This window comes from Nocardia sp. NPDC004568, assembly GCF_040609955.1.
In the GTDB taxonomy this organism is placed as follows: Bacteria; Actinomycetota; Actinomycetes; order Mycobacteriales; family Mycobacteriaceae; genus Nocardia.
In genome coordinates, this window is sequence record NZ_JBEXLL010000001.1 from 19,012 (window position 1) to 35,308 (window position 16,297).

The window sequence follows — 16,297 nt, forward strand, 5'->3', positions numbered from 1 at the left end:
ACGCGTCGGCGCCGGTCAGGGCGCTCGGTCGAGATGGAGTGCGCCGACGCACATCTGGTCGAGGGTCGCGAGCAGCGCCTCCTCGTCGGCGTCCTCGCCCTGGATCAGCCACAGGTACAGGGTGTGGTCCACCATGGCGGACATGGCGCGGGCGGCCAGTTCGGGGTCGAGACCGGTGGGCACCAGGCCTTCGGACTGCCAGCGGGCGATCGCGCGGGCCGTGCGATCGATCAGCTGGCGGCGGTGCTCGTGCCGGAGCAGGCGGAATTCCTCGTTGAAGGTCGCGACCTGTTCGATGATCGCCATCATGGGCGCGTTGCGCCGGTAGGCCTGGTAGTAGGACCGGTTCGAGGCGATCAGGCGTTCGGCCGGGGAGAGATCGGCCGCGGCGGACTCGCGCCGGTGCATATCCTCGAAGAGCCGGTTGCTCAGTTCGCCGAAGACATCGTCCTTGGATTCGAAGTACCGGTAGAAGGTGCCGTAGGAGACCCCGGCCTCCTGGGCGATGAGTTCGACCCGCGCGTCCAGGAATCCGACCGTCTCGAAGACGCGGCGGGCCGCGTCCAGCAGAGCGTCACGCGTCTTGCGTCCCCGCGGGGTCAGGGTGTCGACCGAGGCGGGGGAACTGTTGACAGATGACTTCGCCACGGGACAGACTATTCCCGAAGCTGACATGACTGTCAAGTCATGTTTTGCTCCTGCGGCGACCGCCGGAACGGCCGCGCACCCGACATTGTCGCCCATAGGAAGGACTGCGATGAACGACACCGACCCGAGGTACGAACTACGCGGGATCAACCATCTGGCACTCGTGTGCGCCGATATGCGCCGGACCATCGATTTCTATACGGGCGTCCTCGGTATGCCGCTGATCAAGACCATCGAACTGCCCGGAGACCTGGGCCAGCACTTCTTCTTCGACTGCGGTAACGGCAATACGCTCGCCTTCTTCTGGCTCGCCGACGCACCCGACGCGGCGCCGGGCGTGGCGGCACCCAAGGGCCTGCCCGACGCCGGTGAACTCGTGAGCGCGGTGGGTTCGATGAACCATGTCGCCTTCGCCGTGCCGCCGGAGAAGTTCGACGAGTACTACGAGCGGTTACGGGCCGAGGGGATCGAGGTCAGTCGCGTGCTCAATCACGACGACAGCCGGGCCGGAGTCTCCCGGGAGGTGCATCCGGGCACTTTCGTGCGCTCGTTCTACTTCCAGGACCCCGACGGCGTTCTGCTCGAATTCGCCTGCTGGACACGAACCTTCACCGAATCCGACGTCTCGCACGAACCGAAGACCGCCGCCGACCGCCGCGTCCCCACGTCGCACTGAGCCGAAAGGAGCGCCACCGTGCCCAGGTTGCGTGAAGTACCCCGTGCCGAAGTCACCGACGAGCGGATCCTGTTCTACTACGACCGGCTCTTCGGGCCGGACAAGGATCCGGCCGTCGACCACGGGACCGTCCATGCCACGCCCGGCGACTGGTGGACGGTGTTCGCCCAGTCACCCGAGGTGTTCCGGCACGCGGTCCGGGGTTTCGCCGTCTACCGCAATGCGACGCTGGACCCGGCCCTGCGCGAACTCGGTCAGAGCCGGGCGGGCTTTGCCCGCGGCAGTCAGTTCGTCTTCTCCCAGCACTGCAAGCAGATGCGCTCGCTGGGCGTGCCCGAGGAGAAGATCGCGGCCATTCCGCACTGGCAGATCAGCGAGGTCTTCTCCCCGCTCGAACGGGCGGTACTGGCCTACACCGACGGGCTCGTCTACGACGGCGGCCGGGTCCCCGACGCGGTGTTCGAGGTGCTGCGCGGTGCGCTGAGCGATCAGGAGATCCTCGAACTCACCTACATCACCACGCTGTACGACATGCACGCGACGATCTGCCGGGCCCTGCGGCTCGAATACGACGATCGGCCGGAGCCGATCGAGGAGGTGCAACTGCCGGAGGGCGTCGAGGCCAGGGATCTGTCCGCGGATCTGTCGGGAGCCTGAGCGACGGTGCCCGGGGTGCGGCCGGGTTTCGGCTCGAGCTGCGGTCAACCGCTGACCGTGGCCGCCGCGGCGGCGACGATGGCAGCATGACGCAGACCGCACCGTCTCCGGACCAGGTGGTGGCGCAGCGCTACCGTGCCCCCGCACCGGCGGCGCCGGCCGAGTGGAATCCGGTGCTGCGGGTGCTGCACGAACACCGATCGATCCGCCGCTATCTGCCGGATCCGCTGCCGGACGGCGTGCTGGAACTGCTGATCTCGGCCGCCCAGTCCGCCCCTACTTCCTCCAATCTGCAGGTGTGGAGTGTGGTCGCGGTCCGTGACCCGCAGCGCAAAGCCCGCCTCGCCGCGCTCGCCGGGGACCAGGAACAGATCCGGCAGGCCCCGCTGCTGCTGGTGTGGACCGCGGACCTCGCCCGGCTGCGCGGCCTGGCCGCCGAGCGCGGCGCGCCACTGGACGGGGCCGACTACCTGGAATCCAGTTATGTCGCGTTCCTGGACGCGGCGCTGGCCGCACAGAACGCGCTGGTCCGCCTGGTGGTGGGCCGGCCCGATCCGGCCGAGAACGCCCGCGTCAAGCCGCGGCTGCCGCAGGCCGCGGTGCTGCACGAGGAGACCTACACGCCCGCCGGGCTCGCCGATATCGACGACTACGAGCAGCGCATCGCGCAGTTCTACGCCGAGCAGGATCTGGCGCATTCGTGGATCGATCGGGTCCTTGCCCGGCTGGGGACGGCGGAAGCGCTCGAGGGGCGCGACCGGCTGCGTGAATCGCTGGCGGCCCAGGGTTTCCCGCTGCACTGACCCGTCGGCTTCGACCGGCGGCAATGACGGTGCGGCCGACATCGCGCTGTCCGGAACCGGTCCGGCGAAGGTCGGCAACTCACCGAGAGACCACCGCACCGATGGATACGGGCCGTCAGCGGCGACGGCCGGTGGGGGAGGCCCGTACGGCCTTGGTCGGGCAGTCGATCTTCCACTGCCTGCCCGAGCGGGGGCGCGCCACGGGCGTGTGGCCGGCTGCGTATCCGCGGCGCGCAGTCGCAGTCCGCCACAGCGCCGAGAATTCGATCTCGACGCGTTCGACCGGATGCACCGCACCAATGTCCGCGGCACCTTCGTGGTCTCGCAGTCGGCCGCTCGCACGCTGAACCGCGGTGGCGCGCTGATCAATTTCTCGACCTCGGTGCTCCGGCTCCAGCAGCCCGGCTACGCCGCCTACGCGGCCACCAAGGGCGCGGTCGAGGCGATGACGCTCATCCTGGCGCGGGAGTTGCGGGGCCGCGATGTGACCGTGAACGCGGTGGCCCCGGGCCCGACCGCGACACCGCTGTTCCTCGACGGCAAGGACGCCGACACCGTCGACCGCCTTGCGCGGATGTCTCCGCTGGAACGGCTCGGCGAACCGGCCGATATCGCCGAAACGGTGGCCTTCCTGGCCGGACCGGCCCGGTGGGTGAACGGACAGGTCCTCTACGTCAACGGCGGGGTCGCCTGACCGGCTCGGTCCGGCGCACATTGCGATCAGCGTGAGCCGACCCATCGCCTCCGCCGCCGCGAGAATGATCCACTGTCCGGATGAGCTATGGCCCCTTCGACCTGACCTACACCGCCGCCGAGCAACGGTACGAGAAGGTCCCGTACCGGCGCAGCGGCGCTTCCGGCCTCGATCTGCCCGCGTTCTCGTTCGGACTGTGGCAGAAGTTCGGCACCGACTACCCCTTCGCGACGCAGCGCGAGATCATCCTGCACGCCTTCGACCTGGGTATCACCCATTTCGACAATGCCGACCGGTACGGTCCGCCGCATCGGGCCGCGCAGAAGAACTTCGGCCGGGTGCTGGCGAAGGACCTCGCGCCGTACCGGGACGAGCTCATCCTGTCGACCAAAGCCGGGAACCCGATCGGGCCCAGCCCGTACCTGAGGGGCGGCTCCCGCAAATCACTGCTGGCCTCGCTCGAGCACAGCCTGCGCGATCTCGGCACCGATTACGTCGATATCTTCTACCACCACAGCCCCGACCTCGGGACTCCGCTGGAGGAAACGGTGGGTGCGCTGGTCGGCGCGGTGCAGCAGGGTAAGGCGCTCTATATCGGCATCTCCAACTATCTGCCCGATCGCGCCCACCGAGCCGCCGAACTGCTGCGCGAAGCGGGTGTGCCGTTGCTCATCCATCAGGCGCGGTACTCCATCTACGACCGCCGTCCCGAACAGAACGGCCTGCTGGACACCGCGCGGCAGGACGGCTTCGGCGCCATCGTGTATTCGCCGCTGGCGCAGGGGCTGCTGACCGACAAGTACCTCGAACGCATCCCCGAGGGCGCCCGGGCGGCCGACAGCACTTTCCTGTCGCCCGATGCCATCGACGAGACCTATCGGCGCCGCACCGCCGAACTGAACAAGATCGCCGCGGCTCGGGGCCAGTCGCTGGCCCAGCTCGCGCTGCAGTGGGTACTGCGGCGGCCCGAGGTCACCTCGGCGCTGATCGGCGCGAGCAGCACGGCGCAGCTCGACCACAATCTCGCGGCGCTCGAGTTCCCGGAATTCACCGCTGCCGAGCTCGCCCTCATCGACGAGCACGGCATCCACGGAACCGGGCTGGATCTCTGACGCGGTGCGCCCGGCTCAGTCGCGTAGCAGCGGCAGGAGCCGGGCGCCCTGGCGCCGGATCTCGGCCAGGTAGGGAGTATCGGAGAGCACGAAGTGGGTGATGCCGAGATCCTGGTAGCGCCGTATTGATTTCGCGACGTCCGCGGCCGAACCCACCAGCCACGTCGTGCCCGCGCCGCCACCCCCGACAGTGCCCGGGGTGGTGTACAGGTTGTCGTCGAGCACTTCACCGCGCGCCGCCAGGTCGAGCAGGCGCTGCTGCCCGACCGCGGCGCGCCGGGGTGCGCCGCGGTCGGGCGTTTTCGCCATCTCGGCAACCTTGGCCTCGGCATCGGCCCACGCCTGTTCGGTGGTGTCGCGGACCAAGGTGGTGACGCGCAGGCCGAACCGCAGCGGTGGCAGCGCCCGGCCGAGTTCGTCACCGAGCGCGCGCAAACGTTCGATACGTTCGCGGACGCCCGCCAGCGGCTCACCCCAGAAGAGCTGGACATCGGCTTCGGTCGCCGCGACTCGTTCTGCGGCGGCGGACGCGCCACCGAAGTACAGCAGCGGATGCGGGCGGTCCGCGCGCACGGCGGTCCGCGGCGTGACGGTGGAATCGGTGACCCGGTAGTGCGCACCCCGGTAGGTGACATTCTCCTCGGTCCACAGCCGCCGGACCAGCTGGAGGAACTCCCGGGTGCGGGCGTACCGGTCGGCCTGGCTTTCCTCGGCCTCGCCGTAGGCCGCGAGGTCGTCCTTACCGGAGACGATATTGATCCGTAGCCGGCCGCCGGTGAGATGATCGAGACTGGCGGCGGCGGAGGCGAAATGGGCCGGCCGCCAATACCCGGGCCGGACGGCGACGAGCGGTTCGAAGGTCGTGGTCCGGGCCGCGAGCGCGGTGGCGACGGTGAATGTGTCCGGCCGCCCCCAGCCGGTGCCGATCAGCGCCCCCTGCCATCCGTATTCCTCGAGTGCGCGCGCCTGGGTGGTCAGCGTTTCCAGGCTGTTGTGGTCGGCGGTGACGGCGTCACCACGATGCCCGGGAGTCACCTGATTCGGGATGTACCAGAGATATTCGGCCGTCGGGGTGGCGGCTCCTGTTCGGTCGGGCATCGAGAGTCTCCGTTCGGGGCCGGGGAATCGGGACAGGTGCGCGCACCGGGTCGTCCGGGGTGATCACCCGGATGAACACCTTGCGCTCCTGACCGTCTCCGGGCCACGGACCGGATCACGATGATTCGAAACGGGTGCCGGGGACGCTGTTTCGAACCGCGAGTCAGCGGGTCAGGGGACCGCGCACGGCAGGTGGTCACCGGGAGGGCCGGTGCGCGCCGACCCGGCGACGCGGTCCGCGACGGGTCGAGTTGACAAGCCGTTGATGGGTCTGTCACCCTCGCACCAGGTCATGAGTGCCAGCATCGAGCCCCGGCTTGCTGGCCGGCAACCCTCCTCCGCGGTGGGGTGCCCCGGGTGACGACCTGGCCGCCGCTCGACCGAGCGCGGCAAGCGCGGACTCCGCTCGTTCGACACCCGGAGTCCCTCGATCGAAGGGATCACGTGATGACCGCTGTACTCGACCCCACCTGTGCCCCGGCCCGGGTCTCCGGCGACGATCTGCGGGTACCGCTGGTGCAGGGCGGCACCCGCGACTACGCGAATTTCGACTACGCCGCCAGCGCACCCGCGCTCGCGCAGGTCACTGCGGGGGTGGCCGATCTGCTGCCCTACTACGCGAGCGTGCATCGCGGTGCCGGGTACGCCTCGCGTATCTCCACCCGCTGCTACGAGTCGGCCCGCGAAACGGTGCGCGGCTTCCTGCGCTGTGCCGCCGACCAGGAGGTGGTGTTCACCCGAAACACCACCGACGCGCTCAACCTGCTCGCCGCCTGCGTGCCCGGCGACACCGTGGTCCTCGATATCGAACACCACGCCAACTTCCTGCCCTGGGCCGGCCGCGGTCGCCGGGTGGTGCCCGCCGCCGGCACGCTCACCGAGACCGTCGACCGTCTCGCCGCCGAACTCGGCGCGAAACCCGCGGCCCTGCTCGCGGTCACGGGCGCCTCCAATGCCACCGGCGAGGTACTACCGCTGCCGGAACTGGCCGCGCTCGCGCATCGCCACGGTGCGCGGATCCTGGTGGACGCGGCCCAACTGGCACCGCATCGGCGTATCGATCTGTGCGCCACCGATATCGATTATGTGGTCTTCTCCGGGCACAAGCTGTACGCACCGTACGGTGCCGGGGTGCTCGCCGGGCGGCGCGACTGGCTCGACGCGGCACCGCCGTATCTGGCCGGCGGGGGCGCGGTCACCGCGGTCACCGCGGATACCGTGGACTGGGCGGCCGCGCCGCATCGGCACGAAGCCGGCTCCCCCAATGTGCTGGGTGCCGCGGCGCTGGCGGCCGCCTGCTCGGCTCTCATCGCACTCGGCGCGTCCGCCGAGGCACACGAACGGGTGCTCACCGACCGGTTGCGCACCGGGCTGGCGGGGATCACCGGGGTCCGGTGCCTGCGGATCTGGGCCGACAGCCCCGACTGCGTCGGAATCGTCGCCTTCACCGTGGACGGTTTCGAACCGGGCCGGGTCGCGGCCTATCTGTCCGCCGAACACGCGATCGGAGTGCGTGACGGCCGCTTCTGCGCCCACCCGCTGCTGGCCCGGTTCGGGCTCGACGCCGCGCTGCGCGCCAGTATCGGGCTCGGCACCACGGCCGGTGACGTGGACCGTCTGGTCGATGCGGTGCGGGCCCTGGTCGAGACCGGACCGCAGTGGGATTACGCCTGTTCCGGCGGCCGCTGGGACCCGGTTCCGGAGACCCGCCCCGGCCTGACCGGGGGATCGGGCACCGGGGCCGGCGCGCCGTGCGCGGTGTGACCTACCGCGTGCCGTGTGAAGATGGTTCGGATCACATGGTGCCGGCCGGTGTCGCCGGCAACCCGATACCGAACCTCTGAGTGAGCCGAGATGACCGTCGAAATCGACATATTGACCGATGCGGCAGACGCGCGGGCCGCGCAACAGGTCTTCCGTACCGCGATGGTCGGAGGCCCGCCGATCCCGGCGGAAGCCGCGGACGGGTTGAACGAGCCCGGCCGCACTCTCGGCGCCCGGGTCGACGGTGAGCTGGTCGGGACGGTCAATTCCTACACCAGCTGGCTGATCGCACCGGGTGGCGCGCGTCTGCCGCACGCCGCGGTGACGCACGTCGGCGTCCTGCCCACCCACGCGCGGCAGGGGATCGCGGGCGCGCTGCTGCGCCGGCAGCTCATCGGGATCGCCGCAGGCGGGGAGATCGTCGCCTCGCTGCGCGCCACCCAGGGCGGTATCTACGAGCGTTTCGGGTACGGCGTCGCCGGCTCGTCGGCGCGCTGCGAGATCGATGTGCACCGGGCCCGCTTCCGTGAGACCGTGCCCGTCGCGGGCCCGGTCCGGTTGCTCGCGCCCGCGGAACGCTGGGAGGTACCCGCCAAGATCTACGCGACCGCGCAGGTGACGTGGACCGCGGCGATCGATCGCCCCTCGTACTGGTGGCGGTTGCAGGAGCTGTTGCGGGCGCAGGGCCATGTCGCCGTGCACGGGGAACCCGGCGCGGAGGACGGTTTCGTGCGCTACCGACCCGCCGATTCCCCGGACTGGGTGCGCGGTCCACGCCGGACCGTGGTGGTCGACGATTTCGTCGCCACCACTCCCGCCGCCTTCATCGGACTCGTCCGGCATCTGCTCAGTGCCGATATCGTCGACGCGGTCGTGCTGTCGGCGATCTCGCCCGACACCCCGCTGCGGCAACTGCTGGTCGACGAGCGGGCGGCCCGGATCACCGAGGTGCACGACGAGACCTGGTTGCGGCTCGTCGACGTCGAGGCGGCACTGGCCCGGCGCACCTATCGCCCCGGCCGGCCGCTGGTCGTCGCGGTCACCGATTCCCTCCTGCCCGCCAACACCGGCACGTACCGGATCGAGGACGGCGGGGTCACCCGGGTGGAGGAGCCCGCGGACCTCGTCACCGACGTGGCGGCCCTGGCGTCCGCGTACCTCGGCGGCACCCGCTGGCGCCACCTGGCGCTCGCCGGCCGCGTCACCGAGCTCCGGCCCGGCGCCGCGGCGGCCGCGGACGCGCTGTTCGAGGTGGACGAGCACCCGTTCAGCGGGACGTACTTCTGACCGTCTCCCCGGCCCGGGTACTCGCGTAGTGCGCCGCGATCTCGTCGCTGGTGGTGACCCATACGCCGGGATGTTCGACGATATAGGCCAGTGCCTCGTCGAGGTACCGGGCCCGGAACGCCTGTCCGGTGACGAAGGGATGCAGTGCCAGGGCGAGGACTCGGCCGCTCGTTTCGGAGTCCGCCCACAGCCGGTCGAGCTGGTCGCGCACGATCCGGACGAAATCGGGTCCGGTGAGCCCCGTGCCGAGGAACAGGGTGTTGTCGTTCAACTCCACCGAGTACGGCAGGCTGAACAGGCCGGGAACGCGCAGCGGATAGGGCTGGTCGTCGTTGGTCCAGTCCAGGACATAGTCGACGCCGAGTTCGCGCAACAATTCCGGGGTACGGAAACTCTCGGAGAGGGCGGGGCCCATCCAGCCCCGCGGTCGCTTCCCGGTGCCGCGTTCGATGGTGGTGAGCACGTCCGCGAGGTAGGCGCGCTCGTCCGCGGCGGCGATCTCGGCCTGCAGGACGGAGTTGTTCCGGCCGTGCGCGAGCCAGGCCCAATCGCGTTCCCGGCCCGCCGCGATGATGCGCGGATACCGCTGCAACACATCGGAGTTGAGCAGTGCGCTGGCCCGGATACCGTGCCGGTCCAGCGATTCCAGGATCCGCCAGAATCCCACCCGGGGGCCGTAATCGCGCCAGCCGTAGTTGAGGGGGTCCGGGACCTGCCCGGCGGTGCCGGCGAAGATACTGGTGGAGGGTCGGTCCACCCGGTAGTGCTCGATATTCAGGCCCACGTAGAACGCGACGCGCGCACCGCCGGGCCACCGGATCGGATCGCGATCGACGATGGCGCTGTAGTCGAAGAGTTCGTTGTCCATTCGGCTATGGTCGAAGCATCACACAGATGTGAAGGTCAAATCTTTCGAGCGAGGTGGGTGGAATGCGGATCGGAGAACTGTCACGGCGCACCGGCACCGCGCGCCGGTTGCTGCGCTACTACGAGGAACAGGGACTGATCGCCGCCCAGCGGTGCGCGAACGGGTACCGCAGCTACGACGAGCGCTTCGTCGATCGCGTCCTGCAGATCCGAGGACTGCTCGATGCCGGGTTGCCGACCCGGATCATCAAACAGATCCTCCCGTGCCTGGACAAGCCGCGGTCCATCTACTTCCCGGACGCGACGCCGGAGATGCTCGCGACACTCGAGGGCGAACGGGATCGGATGAACGAGCGGATCCGCTGCCTCGAGCGGAACCGGGACGCCATCAACGAATACCTGTGCGCGGTCCGCGAATACGGCGAACGGGGAGCGTAGCCGGCCACGCGGGAGCGAGACGGCGCCGGGACGCGCGGCGTTGTGCGGAACAGGCGCGCGTACGGGTACGCTGCGGTACCCGTGCGGACGTCACGAATACTGCTCGCGGCCGGTGCGGCCGTACTGGTCTGGGGCGAGTGGGTGAACTGGCGCTCGTCGCGGCGGCTGGTCGGCTCCGCGATCGGCACGAGCGAGGTGGTCGTCGTCCTCGGGTTCCGCAATTCGGCGCCGACGGTCAACGCGATGAACAGGTGGCGGGTGCGCGCCGGGCTGCGCTCCTGCACTCCCCGGCTCGACACCCGGATGGTCTTCTGCGGTGGCGCGGTCGGGGGTGTGCGGTCGGAGGCCGAACTGATGGCCGCCTATGCCCGGGAACACGGCTGGTCCGGACCGGTCGCGTTGGATACCACCTCGCGGAGCACCTGGGAGAACATCGAGAACGCCATCGCGCTGATCGGCGACGCCGACCGGATCAAGATCGTCTCGAATCCGCTGCACGCGGAGCAGGCCCGCCACTACCTGGCCGTCATGCGCCCGGATCTCGCGGTTCGCCTGGTGCGCGGCGCGGAGTACCGCTTCGGCGAGTGGACGGTGGTCAAACCGCTGTTCGCGGTCGTCGGGTACGCGAAGCGGGGGAGGCGGCCGGTGCCACTCACACGGTAGTCGCGGGGGCGTGGCGCGGGGTCACTCGGCGAGCCGCCGTTCGATCGATTCGACCTTGGTGTTCAGTGTATTCGTCCGGCCGGGCCGGATATCGGCCTTGATGACGATGCTGCACCGATCGGATTGGGCCAGTACCGCATCGGTCGCGGCCTTGATGACACCCATGACCTGATCCCATTCGCCTTCGATCTCGGTGAAACTGGCGGCGGTCCGGTACGCGAGTCCGCTGTCCCGGATGACCCGGACCGCGGTGGCGACCTGATCCCCGACACTTTCGCCGGTGCCGATGGGGGTGATCGAGAAGGCGGCGAGCATATCGCACTCTCCTGGTTCGTCGTGGCGGATGGCGGCGCTGATCTCACCGTACGCACTTCCGCGCGCACACCCGCGACCGTGTGCCGGCCGATCGGCGCGATCGCCACCGGTCCGGCGACTCCGCCGCGGTCCGGCCGACCCCCGGCAGGTCATACCGGATCCGCCTCCCGATCACTGTCGCGGCGCGCGGCCGCGCCCCGGCGTGCGCGTGGCCGCCACCGGGTGATGGCGACGCCCGCCAGGCACAGCACTCCGCCGGCGAGTGCCGGCGGGCCGGGCACCTCGTCGAGGAGGAGCCAGGACATGACGACCACGAGCGCCGGCACCGCGTAGGTGGTGGCGCCCACCTGTCCGGCGGTCATCCGGGCCAGGGCATAGGCCCAGGTGGTGAAAGCGACGGCGGTCGGGAACACGCCGAGGTAGACGAGAGCGAGTGTGGCGGGCAGCGGTGCCGCGGCCGCCTCGGTGACCAGCTGTCCGGTGAACGGCAGGCACGCGAGCGTACCCACCACACAACCGCCGGTGGTCACCTGCAGCGCCGAAGCGTGGGCCAGCGCGGGTTTCTGGACGAGCACCGCCACCGCCCACGCGACCGCCGCCACCACGCACAGCACGACTCCGAGTAGGGTGGCCGCGCCCTCGGAACTGGATGATCCCACCACGGCCGCGCCGGTGAACGCCACCGCGATACCGGCCATGAGTCGTCTCGGGAAACCCTCGCCGAGAAAGAGTCCGCCCAGCAGCGCGATCATGAGCGGTCCGGTGTTGATCACGAGCGCCGCGGTGCCGGCGTCGACATGCTGCTCGGCCCAGTTCAAGGCCACCATGTAGATCCCGAACCACAGCACTCCGGATACCATGACCCCGCGCAGCGCCGAGCGCGGGGGCAGGCCGGTGCCGGTCAGCAAAAGCAGCGCCACCAATACCACCGCCGCCGAGGCCAATCGGCCCAGGGCCAGCGCCCCCGGCGAGAACTCCGCGCCCGCGATGCGGATGACGACGAACGCCGATGCCCACAGCACGACGGTGGCGGCCGCGGCGAGCATCGTGCGCCCCCGTCCGGGAAACAACTCGGTCATGTGTCGAACGTAGTTTCCCCGCCGACGCGGGATCCAGGCGATATTTCCCATGCGAGCGCAAGTTTGAGAAATCATCGATCGGTAGGCGCCGGCTCGGGGGTAATGTGTCAACTACTCTGTCGCGCCGTATATCTCGGGCGCAGCTCCGGCATCGTTTCGAGCGTGGACGGCCCGGGTGCCCGATCCGGTCATGCGTTCAGTCGGCGGCGAACGCAGTGTGTGTGTAGTGTCTCCAGGGATCTGAAACACGCATGAACGGGCAGGGGCACATGAGCGGAATCGATGGATGTCTGGAACGCATCATGGACATCCCCGGTGCACGCAGCGTGACTCTGGTGGACGGCGCGAGTGGGCTCGCGGTCGCCGCGGCGGGTCGGCACCATGTGGTCGATCAGCACGAGGACGCGGCGACCACCACCGATGTGGTGCGCGCGGTGCTCGGCTGTCCGGCGCTGACCACGGGCCCGACCGGGGACGACGTCGACGAGATCATCGTCTGCGGAACCGGCGGATATCACCTGCTCAACCTGGTGGACGGCGATTTCGGCGGTCGCCTCTTCGTTCATGTCCTGTTCGACGAGGATTCCGGCAATTTGGCGATGGCCCGGTTCCGGCTACGCGGCATCCTCGCCGAACTGGCCGAGGACGGTCATGCGCGTTGAGCTCGCGGACGAGTTGCAGCGATTGGAAGACGAAGGCCGGACCGGCGTTCTGCGCGTAGGCGACGGGGAGTTCCACCTCGCCGACGGCGCCATCGCGTCCGCCACCTGCGCGCGCACCCCCGGGCTGGATCGCTTGGTGGTCGAGGCCGGGGTGGCCAGTGCCGAGGACTGGGCGCGGGCGGGCACCGGGGATCCGGGCCCCCTGCTGGACCGGCCGCTGCTGGAAACCCTGGCCCTGCTCGCCGTTTTCGACGCGGCCTATTTTCTGCTGCCCACGCCGGTGGAGCCGGAGTTCCGGCCCGCGCCGGCCCACTGGCTGTCGGCGGTCTGCACCGTCCGGCCCCGGGCGCTGGTCCGCGAATGCGCTCGCCGTGGGGACCCGGACTCGGGTCCGTGGCCGGCGGAACTGGTCGACCGTGCCGCGGTCGTCCCGGTGCGCCGGATCCGGCGGCGCCGGGTGCTGCTCACCGGCAGCCAGGCCGAGGTACTGGCCGCGGCCGACAATCGCCGCAGCGTGACCGGCATCGCCCGCGACCTGGGCCGCACCGCCTATGGCTGTCTGGAGGCGGTGCGTGATCTGACCGTGGCGGGGTTGATCGAACCACCGGCGGGGGCACCGGCTTCCGCGGCCGGCTCGCCCGCCGCCGATCCGGCCGCCACCGCCGATCCGGCCGCCACCGCCGATCCGGCCGCCGCGGCGGAGCCGCCGTTGCGACGCCGGATCCGTAATGCCACACCGGTGCCCGAGGGAGACGAGTGGGAACCGGTGGATCACGAACTGCTCACCCGGCTTCGGGCGGCTCTGGAGGACCTCGCGTGACGGCGCGTAAGAATCTGCTCGGTGAACTGATGGGAAGGCTTACCAAGGTGCCGATGACGGTGTCCGATCCCCACGCCGCGGTGACGGCGGAACTTCGTGCGTTGCGCGAACGAGTACCCCGGTTGACCGGGACGCTCGTGGCGTCCAGCGACGGACTGCTGGTGACCCACGACCTCCCCGCGCATATCGAACCGACCGGGATGGCCGCGCTGGCGGCGGCTCAGCTGTCGCTGTCGGATCGGCTCGCGCACACGGCGCAGGGCGGCGGTTTCCAGGAAGTCGTGGTGGACGGCACCGGGGGCCATGTGGTGATCTACGCGGCCGGCTGGGCGTCGTTGACCGTGCTCGCGGCCCCGGAGGTGAATATCGGCCGGCTGCATCTGGAGTCCCGGCCGGTGGCGCGCCGGATCGCCGAACATCTCTCCGCCGTGGCCAAGGACCCCGGCGGCAACGGAAGAACGCAGTAAACGAAAACCATCGAGAGGAACGACCTGTGTCCGATATGGATTTGGCACTCAAGGACATGATGTCGATCGACGGCGCTCTGGGCGCGGCCGTCGTGGACTACAACAGTGGTATGGCACTGGGCACGCTCGGGAGCTCCAAGGCGCTGGACCTGAACGTGGCCGCCGCGGGCAACACCGAGGTGGTGCGGGCGAAGCTGCGCACGATGGAACAGCTCGGCCTGCAGGAGGACATCGAGGACATCCTGATCTCGCTCAGCAGCCAGTACCACCTCATCCGGCCGATGACCGGCCGCAAGTCACGGGGCCTGTTCCTGTATCTGGCCCTCGACCGCAGCCGGGCGAACCTGGCGCTGGCCCGGCACCGGCTGCGTGGGATCGAGGAGGAGCTCGAGGTCTGAGCCGGGCCGGGCGCCCGCGTCAGGTCGCTGAGGCGAGCTGCGGTCCGGCGGCGGGTTCCCGGATATCACCGCCGGGTGGATCCCGGTAGAGGTCGGCGATCCGCGCCGCGTACTTCTCGGCGACGACCTTGCGCTTGAGTTTCATGGTGAGCGTGACCTCGTCGCCGCCCGCTTCCCAGAAGACCGGCAGCACAAGGAAGCGTTTCACCTGTTCCACCCGGGACAGACGCGCGTTGCCCGCGGCCACGCCGGCCCGGATGGCGGCGATCACCGTCGGGTCGGCGGCCAGGGTGGCAGCCGAATCGTCGGTGAGGCCGTGTTGTTTCGCATACGGGCCGGCGGTTTCCGCGTCCAGCACGATGAGCGCGGTGTTGTACGGGCGGCCGTCTCCGATGACCGACATGGCGCCGATGAGCGGGGTCGCCGCCTTGATGGTGTTCTCGATATGCGTCGGCGACATGTTCTTGCCGGAGGCATTGATGATGATCTCTTTCTTACGGTCGACGACCCGCAGATATCCGTCCTCGTCGACCGTCACGATATCGCCAGTGTGCAGCCAGCCCTCGGCGTCGATCGCCTCGCCGGTCCTGTCCGGCTGCCCCCGGTAACTCTTCATCACCAGCGGGCCCCGGACGAGGAACTCCCCGTCCGGGGCGGTCCGGTACTCCATTCCCGGCAGCAGTTTGCCGACCGTACCGAGCCGTACCTCGGCCGGCGGACTGACGCTGCAGATGCAGGACAGTTCCGACATACCCCAGATCTCGGTGATCGGGACACCGAGTCCGGCGAAGAAGCCCAGGGTAGCGGGGGGTATCGGGGCGGCGCCCGAGAGCGCCCAGCGCATCCGGTCGAACCCCAGCGCCGTGCGCAACCCACGCAGCACCAGATCGTCGGCGCGTCGCCATTCGGCGGCGAGGTCGTCGGGCAGCGGGGTGCCGGCCAGTTCGTGGTCGCCCCGGGCGACGGCCACCGACAGGGCCCATCGCAGCGCCGCCCGTCGCTCGGCGTCGGGTTCCGCGGCGACCTTGTACTCGATGGCGGCGCGCAGTTTCTCCCAGACCCGGGGCACCGCGCCCCACAGGGTCGGCCGCAGATCGGCCAGCGCCGGCGCGATGAGCTTGGGATCGGCGACACAGGTGACCTGGATACCCAGGACCTCCTGCACATACAGGGCGGTGAGCCGGTCCGCGATGTGGGCGCTCGGCATGAAGGAGGTGATGGTGTCGCCGAATTCGATACCCAGCACCTCGGCGATCCCGTAGACCTGGAACAGCAGGTTGGCGTGGGTCGTCTCCACGCCCTTGGGGCTGCCGGTGGTGCCGGAGGTGTAGATGAGTGTGGCCACATCGTCGCTCCGCACGCCCTGCCAGGCGGCCTCGAAATCGAAATCGGCACGTGCCGCGGCGACCAGGTCGGCCACCGCGAGGGTTCCCGCGGGGGCGTCGTCCAGGCAGACGATGTGGTCCAGCGCCACTCCGCAGGACCGCAACCGCGCGACGTACTGCGGTTCACAGATCACCACCCGGGCCCCGGAGTTACCGAGTACATGGTTCAGCTGATCGGCGGGCAGGGTGTTGTAGACGGAGAAGGAGGTCGCGCCGAGATGTTGTGCGGCCACCTCGAGCGGGTAGAACTCGATCCGGTTGCCCATCATCAGGGCGACGGTGTCGCCGCGGCGCACACCGAGTCCGTCCAGGCCCGCGGCGAACTCGCGGACGCGCGTGGCGTACTCGGACCAGGTCGAGGTCTGCGCGTCACCGGGGGTCCGCAGTGCGACCGCGGCGGGTCGCACGGTGGCGATGTGCTGGAACGCGGCAGGGAGGGTGGGGAAGCGAGCTGTGCGCACAGC

General features: G+C 69.7%; 19 protein-coding genes and 1 riboswitch. Of the genes, 13 read left to right on the forward strand and 6 right to left on the reverse strand.

Annotated elements, in window-relative coordinates; translation table 11 throughout:
- Positions 1-15 precede the first annotated feature (15 nt).
- The gene (locus tag ABZV91_RS00095; protein ID WP_355233291.1) at positions 16-648 is read right to left on the reverse strand and encodes a TetR/AcrR family transcriptional regulator; all 633 of its coding nucleotides are present in this window, start codon (positions 646-648) and stop codon (positions 16-18) included.
- A 109-nt stretch (positions 649-757) separates the two neighbouring features.
- Between ABZV91_RS00095 and ABZV91_RS00100 the strand changes: the two genes are divergently transcribed.
- The 5 genes from ABZV91_RS00100 (at position 758) to ABZV91_RS00120 (ending at position 4,590) form a co-directional block, all read left to right on the forward strand.
- Positions 758-1,324 (forward strand): VOC family protein, encoded by a 567-nt coding sequence (locus ABZV91_RS00100; RefSeq protein ID WP_355233293.1) that lies wholly within the window; start codon positions 758-760, stop codon positions 1,322-1,324.
- 18 nt (positions 1,325-1,342) lie between these two features.
- A complete protein-coding gene (locus ABZV91_RS00105; protein ID WP_355233295.1) occupies positions 1,343-1,981 on the forward strand; it encodes a carboxymuconolactone decarboxylase family protein in 639 nt (212 codons plus the stop codon).
- 86 nt (positions 1,982-2,067) lie between these two features.
- Positions 2,068-2,784, forward strand: coding sequence for a nitroreductase family protein (locus tag ABZV91_RS00110; protein ID WP_355233297.1), 717 nt, complete (start codon positions 2,068-2,070; stop codon positions 2,782-2,784).
- Complete coding sequence (locus ABZV91_RS00115; RefSeq protein WP_355233299.1) at positions 2,747-3,478, forward strand: SDR family oxidoreductase; 732 nt, start codon at positions 2,747-2,749, stop codon at positions 3,476-3,478. Before ABZV91_RS00110 ends, ABZV91_RS00115 begins: the two co-directional genes overlap by 38 nt.
- Positions 3,479-3,558: 80 nt before the next feature.
- Positions 3,559-4,590 carry an aldo/keto reductase gene (locus tag ABZV91_RS00120; RefSeq protein ID WP_355233301.1) on the forward strand — a complete coding sequence of 344 codons (1,032 nt, stop codon included), beginning with the start codon at positions 3,559-3,561 and terminating at the stop codon, positions 4,588-4,590.
- A gap of 15 nt (positions 4,591-4,605) precedes the next feature.
- Here ABZV91_RS00120 and ABZV91_RS00125 read toward each other — a convergent pair whose 3' ends face one another.
- On the reverse strand, positions 4,606-5,688 hold the full coding sequence (locus tag ABZV91_RS00125; protein WP_355233303.1) for an LLM class flavin-dependent oxidoreductase: 1,083 nt from the start codon (positions 5,686-5,688) through the stop codon (positions 4,606-4,608).
- Positions 5,689-5,976: 288 nt separating this feature from the next.
- Positions 5,977-6,090: riboswitch (SAM riboswitch) on the forward strand.
- Positions 6,091-6,135: 45 nt separating this feature from the next.
- Here ABZV91_RS00125 and ABZV91_RS00130 point away from each other — a divergent pair.
- Positions 6,136-7,452, forward strand: a complete 1,317-nt coding sequence (locus ABZV91_RS00130) for an aminotransferase class V-fold PLP-dependent enzyme (RefSeq protein ID WP_355233305.1) — start codon at positions 6,136-6,138, stop codon at positions 7,450-7,452.
- A gap of 90 nt (positions 7,453-7,542) precedes the next feature.
- Complete coding sequence (locus ABZV91_RS00135; RefSeq protein WP_355233307.1) at positions 7,543-8,739, forward strand: GNAT family N-acetyltransferase; 1,197 nt, start codon at positions 7,543-7,545, stop codon at positions 8,737-8,739.
- Here ABZV91_RS00135 and ABZV91_RS00140 read toward each other — a convergent pair.
- Positions 8,720-9,607, reverse strand: coding sequence for a polysaccharide deacetylase family protein (locus ABZV91_RS00140; RefSeq protein ID WP_355233309.1), 888 nt, complete (start codon positions 9,605-9,607; stop codon positions 8,720-8,722). The genes ABZV91_RS00135 and ABZV91_RS00140 overlap by 20 nt on opposite strands.
- A 62-nt stretch (positions 9,608-9,669) precedes the next feature.
- Here ABZV91_RS00140 and ABZV91_RS00145 point away from each other — a divergent pair, with 62 nt between their 5' ends.
- Both ABZV91_RS00145 and ABZV91_RS00150 read left to right on the forward strand, forming a co-directional pair.
- On the forward strand, positions 9,670-10,044 hold the full coding sequence (locus tag ABZV91_RS00145) for a MerR family transcriptional regulator (protein WP_355233311.1): 375 nt from the start codon (positions 9,670-9,672) through the stop codon (positions 10,042-10,044).
- Positions 10,045-10,125: 81 nt separating this feature from the next.
- On the forward strand, positions 10,126-10,707 hold the full coding sequence (locus ABZV91_RS00150) for a YdcF family protein (RefSeq protein ID WP_355233313.1): 582 nt from the start codon (positions 10,126-10,128) through the stop codon (positions 10,705-10,707).
- 21 nt (positions 10,708-10,728) lie between these two features.
- Here the strand turns inward: ABZV91_RS00150 and ABZV91_RS00155 are convergent, their stop codons facing one another.
- Both ABZV91_RS00155 and ABZV91_RS00160 read right to left on the reverse strand, forming a co-directional pair.
- Positions 10,729-11,022 carry an MTH1187 family thiamine-binding protein gene (locus ABZV91_RS00155; RefSeq protein WP_355233315.1) on the reverse strand — a complete coding sequence of 98 codons (294 nt, stop codon included), beginning with the start codon at positions 11,020-11,022 and terminating at the stop codon, positions 10,729-10,731.
- Between the two features lie 149 nt (positions 11,023-11,171).
- Positions 11,172-12,101: a DMT family transporter gene (locus tag ABZV91_RS00160; RefSeq protein ID WP_355233317.1), complete on the reverse strand. Its 930-nt coding sequence runs from the start codon at positions 12,099-12,101 to the stop codon at positions 11,172-11,174.
- A gap of 269 nt (positions 12,102-12,370) precedes the next feature.
- On the opposite strand from ABZV91_RS00160, the gene ABZV91_RS00165 reads away from it, so the two are divergent.
- Genes ABZV91_RS00165 through ABZV91_RS00180 form a run of 4 tightly spaced genes read left to right on the forward strand, consistent with a single transcriptional unit; the run spans position 12,371 to position 14,448 of the window.
- Complete coding sequence (locus tag ABZV91_RS00165; protein ID WP_355233319.1) at positions 12,371-12,763, forward strand: hypothetical protein; 393 nt, start codon at positions 12,371-12,373, stop codon at positions 12,761-12,763.
- Positions 12,753-13,583, forward strand: coding sequence for a hypothetical protein (locus tag ABZV91_RS00170; RefSeq protein WP_355233321.1), 831 nt, complete (start codon positions 12,753-12,755; stop codon positions 13,581-13,583). The genes ABZV91_RS00165 and ABZV91_RS00170 overlap by 11 nt, the downstream gene beginning before the upstream one ends.
- On the forward strand, positions 13,580-14,050 hold the full coding sequence (locus tag ABZV91_RS00175; RefSeq protein ID WP_355233323.1) for a roadblock/LC7 domain-containing protein: 471 nt from the start codon (positions 13,580-13,582) through the stop codon (positions 14,048-14,050). The genes ABZV91_RS00170 and ABZV91_RS00175 overlap by 4 nt, the downstream gene beginning before the upstream one ends.
- Before the next feature lie 26 nt (positions 14,051-14,076).
- Positions 14,077-14,448: a hypothetical protein gene (locus ABZV91_RS00180; protein ID WP_355233325.1), complete on the forward strand. Its 372-nt coding sequence runs from the start codon at positions 14,077-14,079 to the stop codon at positions 14,446-14,448.
- Between the two features lie 19 nt (positions 14,449-14,467).
- Here the strand turns inward: ABZV91_RS00180 and fadD11 are convergent, their stop codons facing one another.
- Positions 14,468-16,294 (reverse strand): fatty acid--CoA ligase FadD11, encoded by a 1,827-nt coding sequence (fadD11, locus tag ABZV91_RS00185; protein WP_355233327.1) that lies wholly within the window; start codon positions 16,292-16,294, stop codon positions 14,468-14,470.
- Between the last annotated feature and the right edge of the window lie 3 nt (positions 16,295-16,297).

Bases quoted from the DNA above. Each gene is read 5' to 3' on its own strand.
- ABZV91_RS00100 (WP_355233293.1), top strand. From the start codon at position 758: ATGAACGACACCGACCCGAGGTACGAACTACGCGGGATCAACCATCTG.
- ABZV91_RS00110 (WP_355233297.1), top strand. From the start codon at position 2,068: ATGACGCAGACCGCACCGTCTCCGGACCAGGTGGTGGCGCAGCGCTAC.
- ABZV91_RS00120 (WP_355233301.1), top strand. From the start codon at position 3,559: ATGAGCTATGGCCCCTTCGACCTGACCTACACCGCCGCCGAGCAACGG.
- ABZV91_RS00125 (WP_355233303.1), bottom strand. From the start codon at position 5,688: ATGCCCGACCGAACAGGAGCCGCCACCCCGACGGCCGAATATCTCTGG.
- ABZV91_RS00130 (WP_355233305.1), top strand. From the start codon at position 6,136: ATGACCGCTGTACTCGACCCCACCTGTGCCCCGGCCCGGGTCTCCGGC.
- ABZV91_RS00135 (WP_355233307.1), top strand. From the start codon at position 7,543: ATGACCGTCGAAATCGACATATTGACCGATGCGGCAGACGCGCGGGCC.
- ABZV91_RS00140 (WP_355233309.1), bottom strand. From the start codon at position 9,607: ATGGACAACGAACTCTTCGACTACAGCGCCATCGTCGATCGCGATCCG.
- ABZV91_RS00145 (WP_355233311.1), top strand. From the start codon at position 9,670: ATGCGGATCGGAGAACTGTCACGGCGCACCGGCACCGCGCGCCGGTTG.
- ABZV91_RS00155 (WP_355233315.1), bottom strand. From the start codon at position 11,022: ATGCTCGCCGCCTTCTCGATCACCCCCATCGGCACCGGCGAAAGTGTC.
- ABZV91_RS00160 (WP_355233317.1), bottom strand. From the start codon at position 12,101: ATGACCGAGTTGTTTCCCGGACGGGGGCGCACGATGCTCGCCGCGGCC.
- ABZV91_RS00165 (WP_355233319.1), top strand. From the start codon at position 12,371: ATGAGCGGAATCGATGGATGTCTGGAACGCATCATGGACATCCCCGGT.
- ABZV91_RS00170 (WP_355233321.1), top strand. From the start codon at position 12,753: ATGCGCGTTGAGCTCGCGGACGAGTTGCAGCGATTGGAAGACGAAGGC.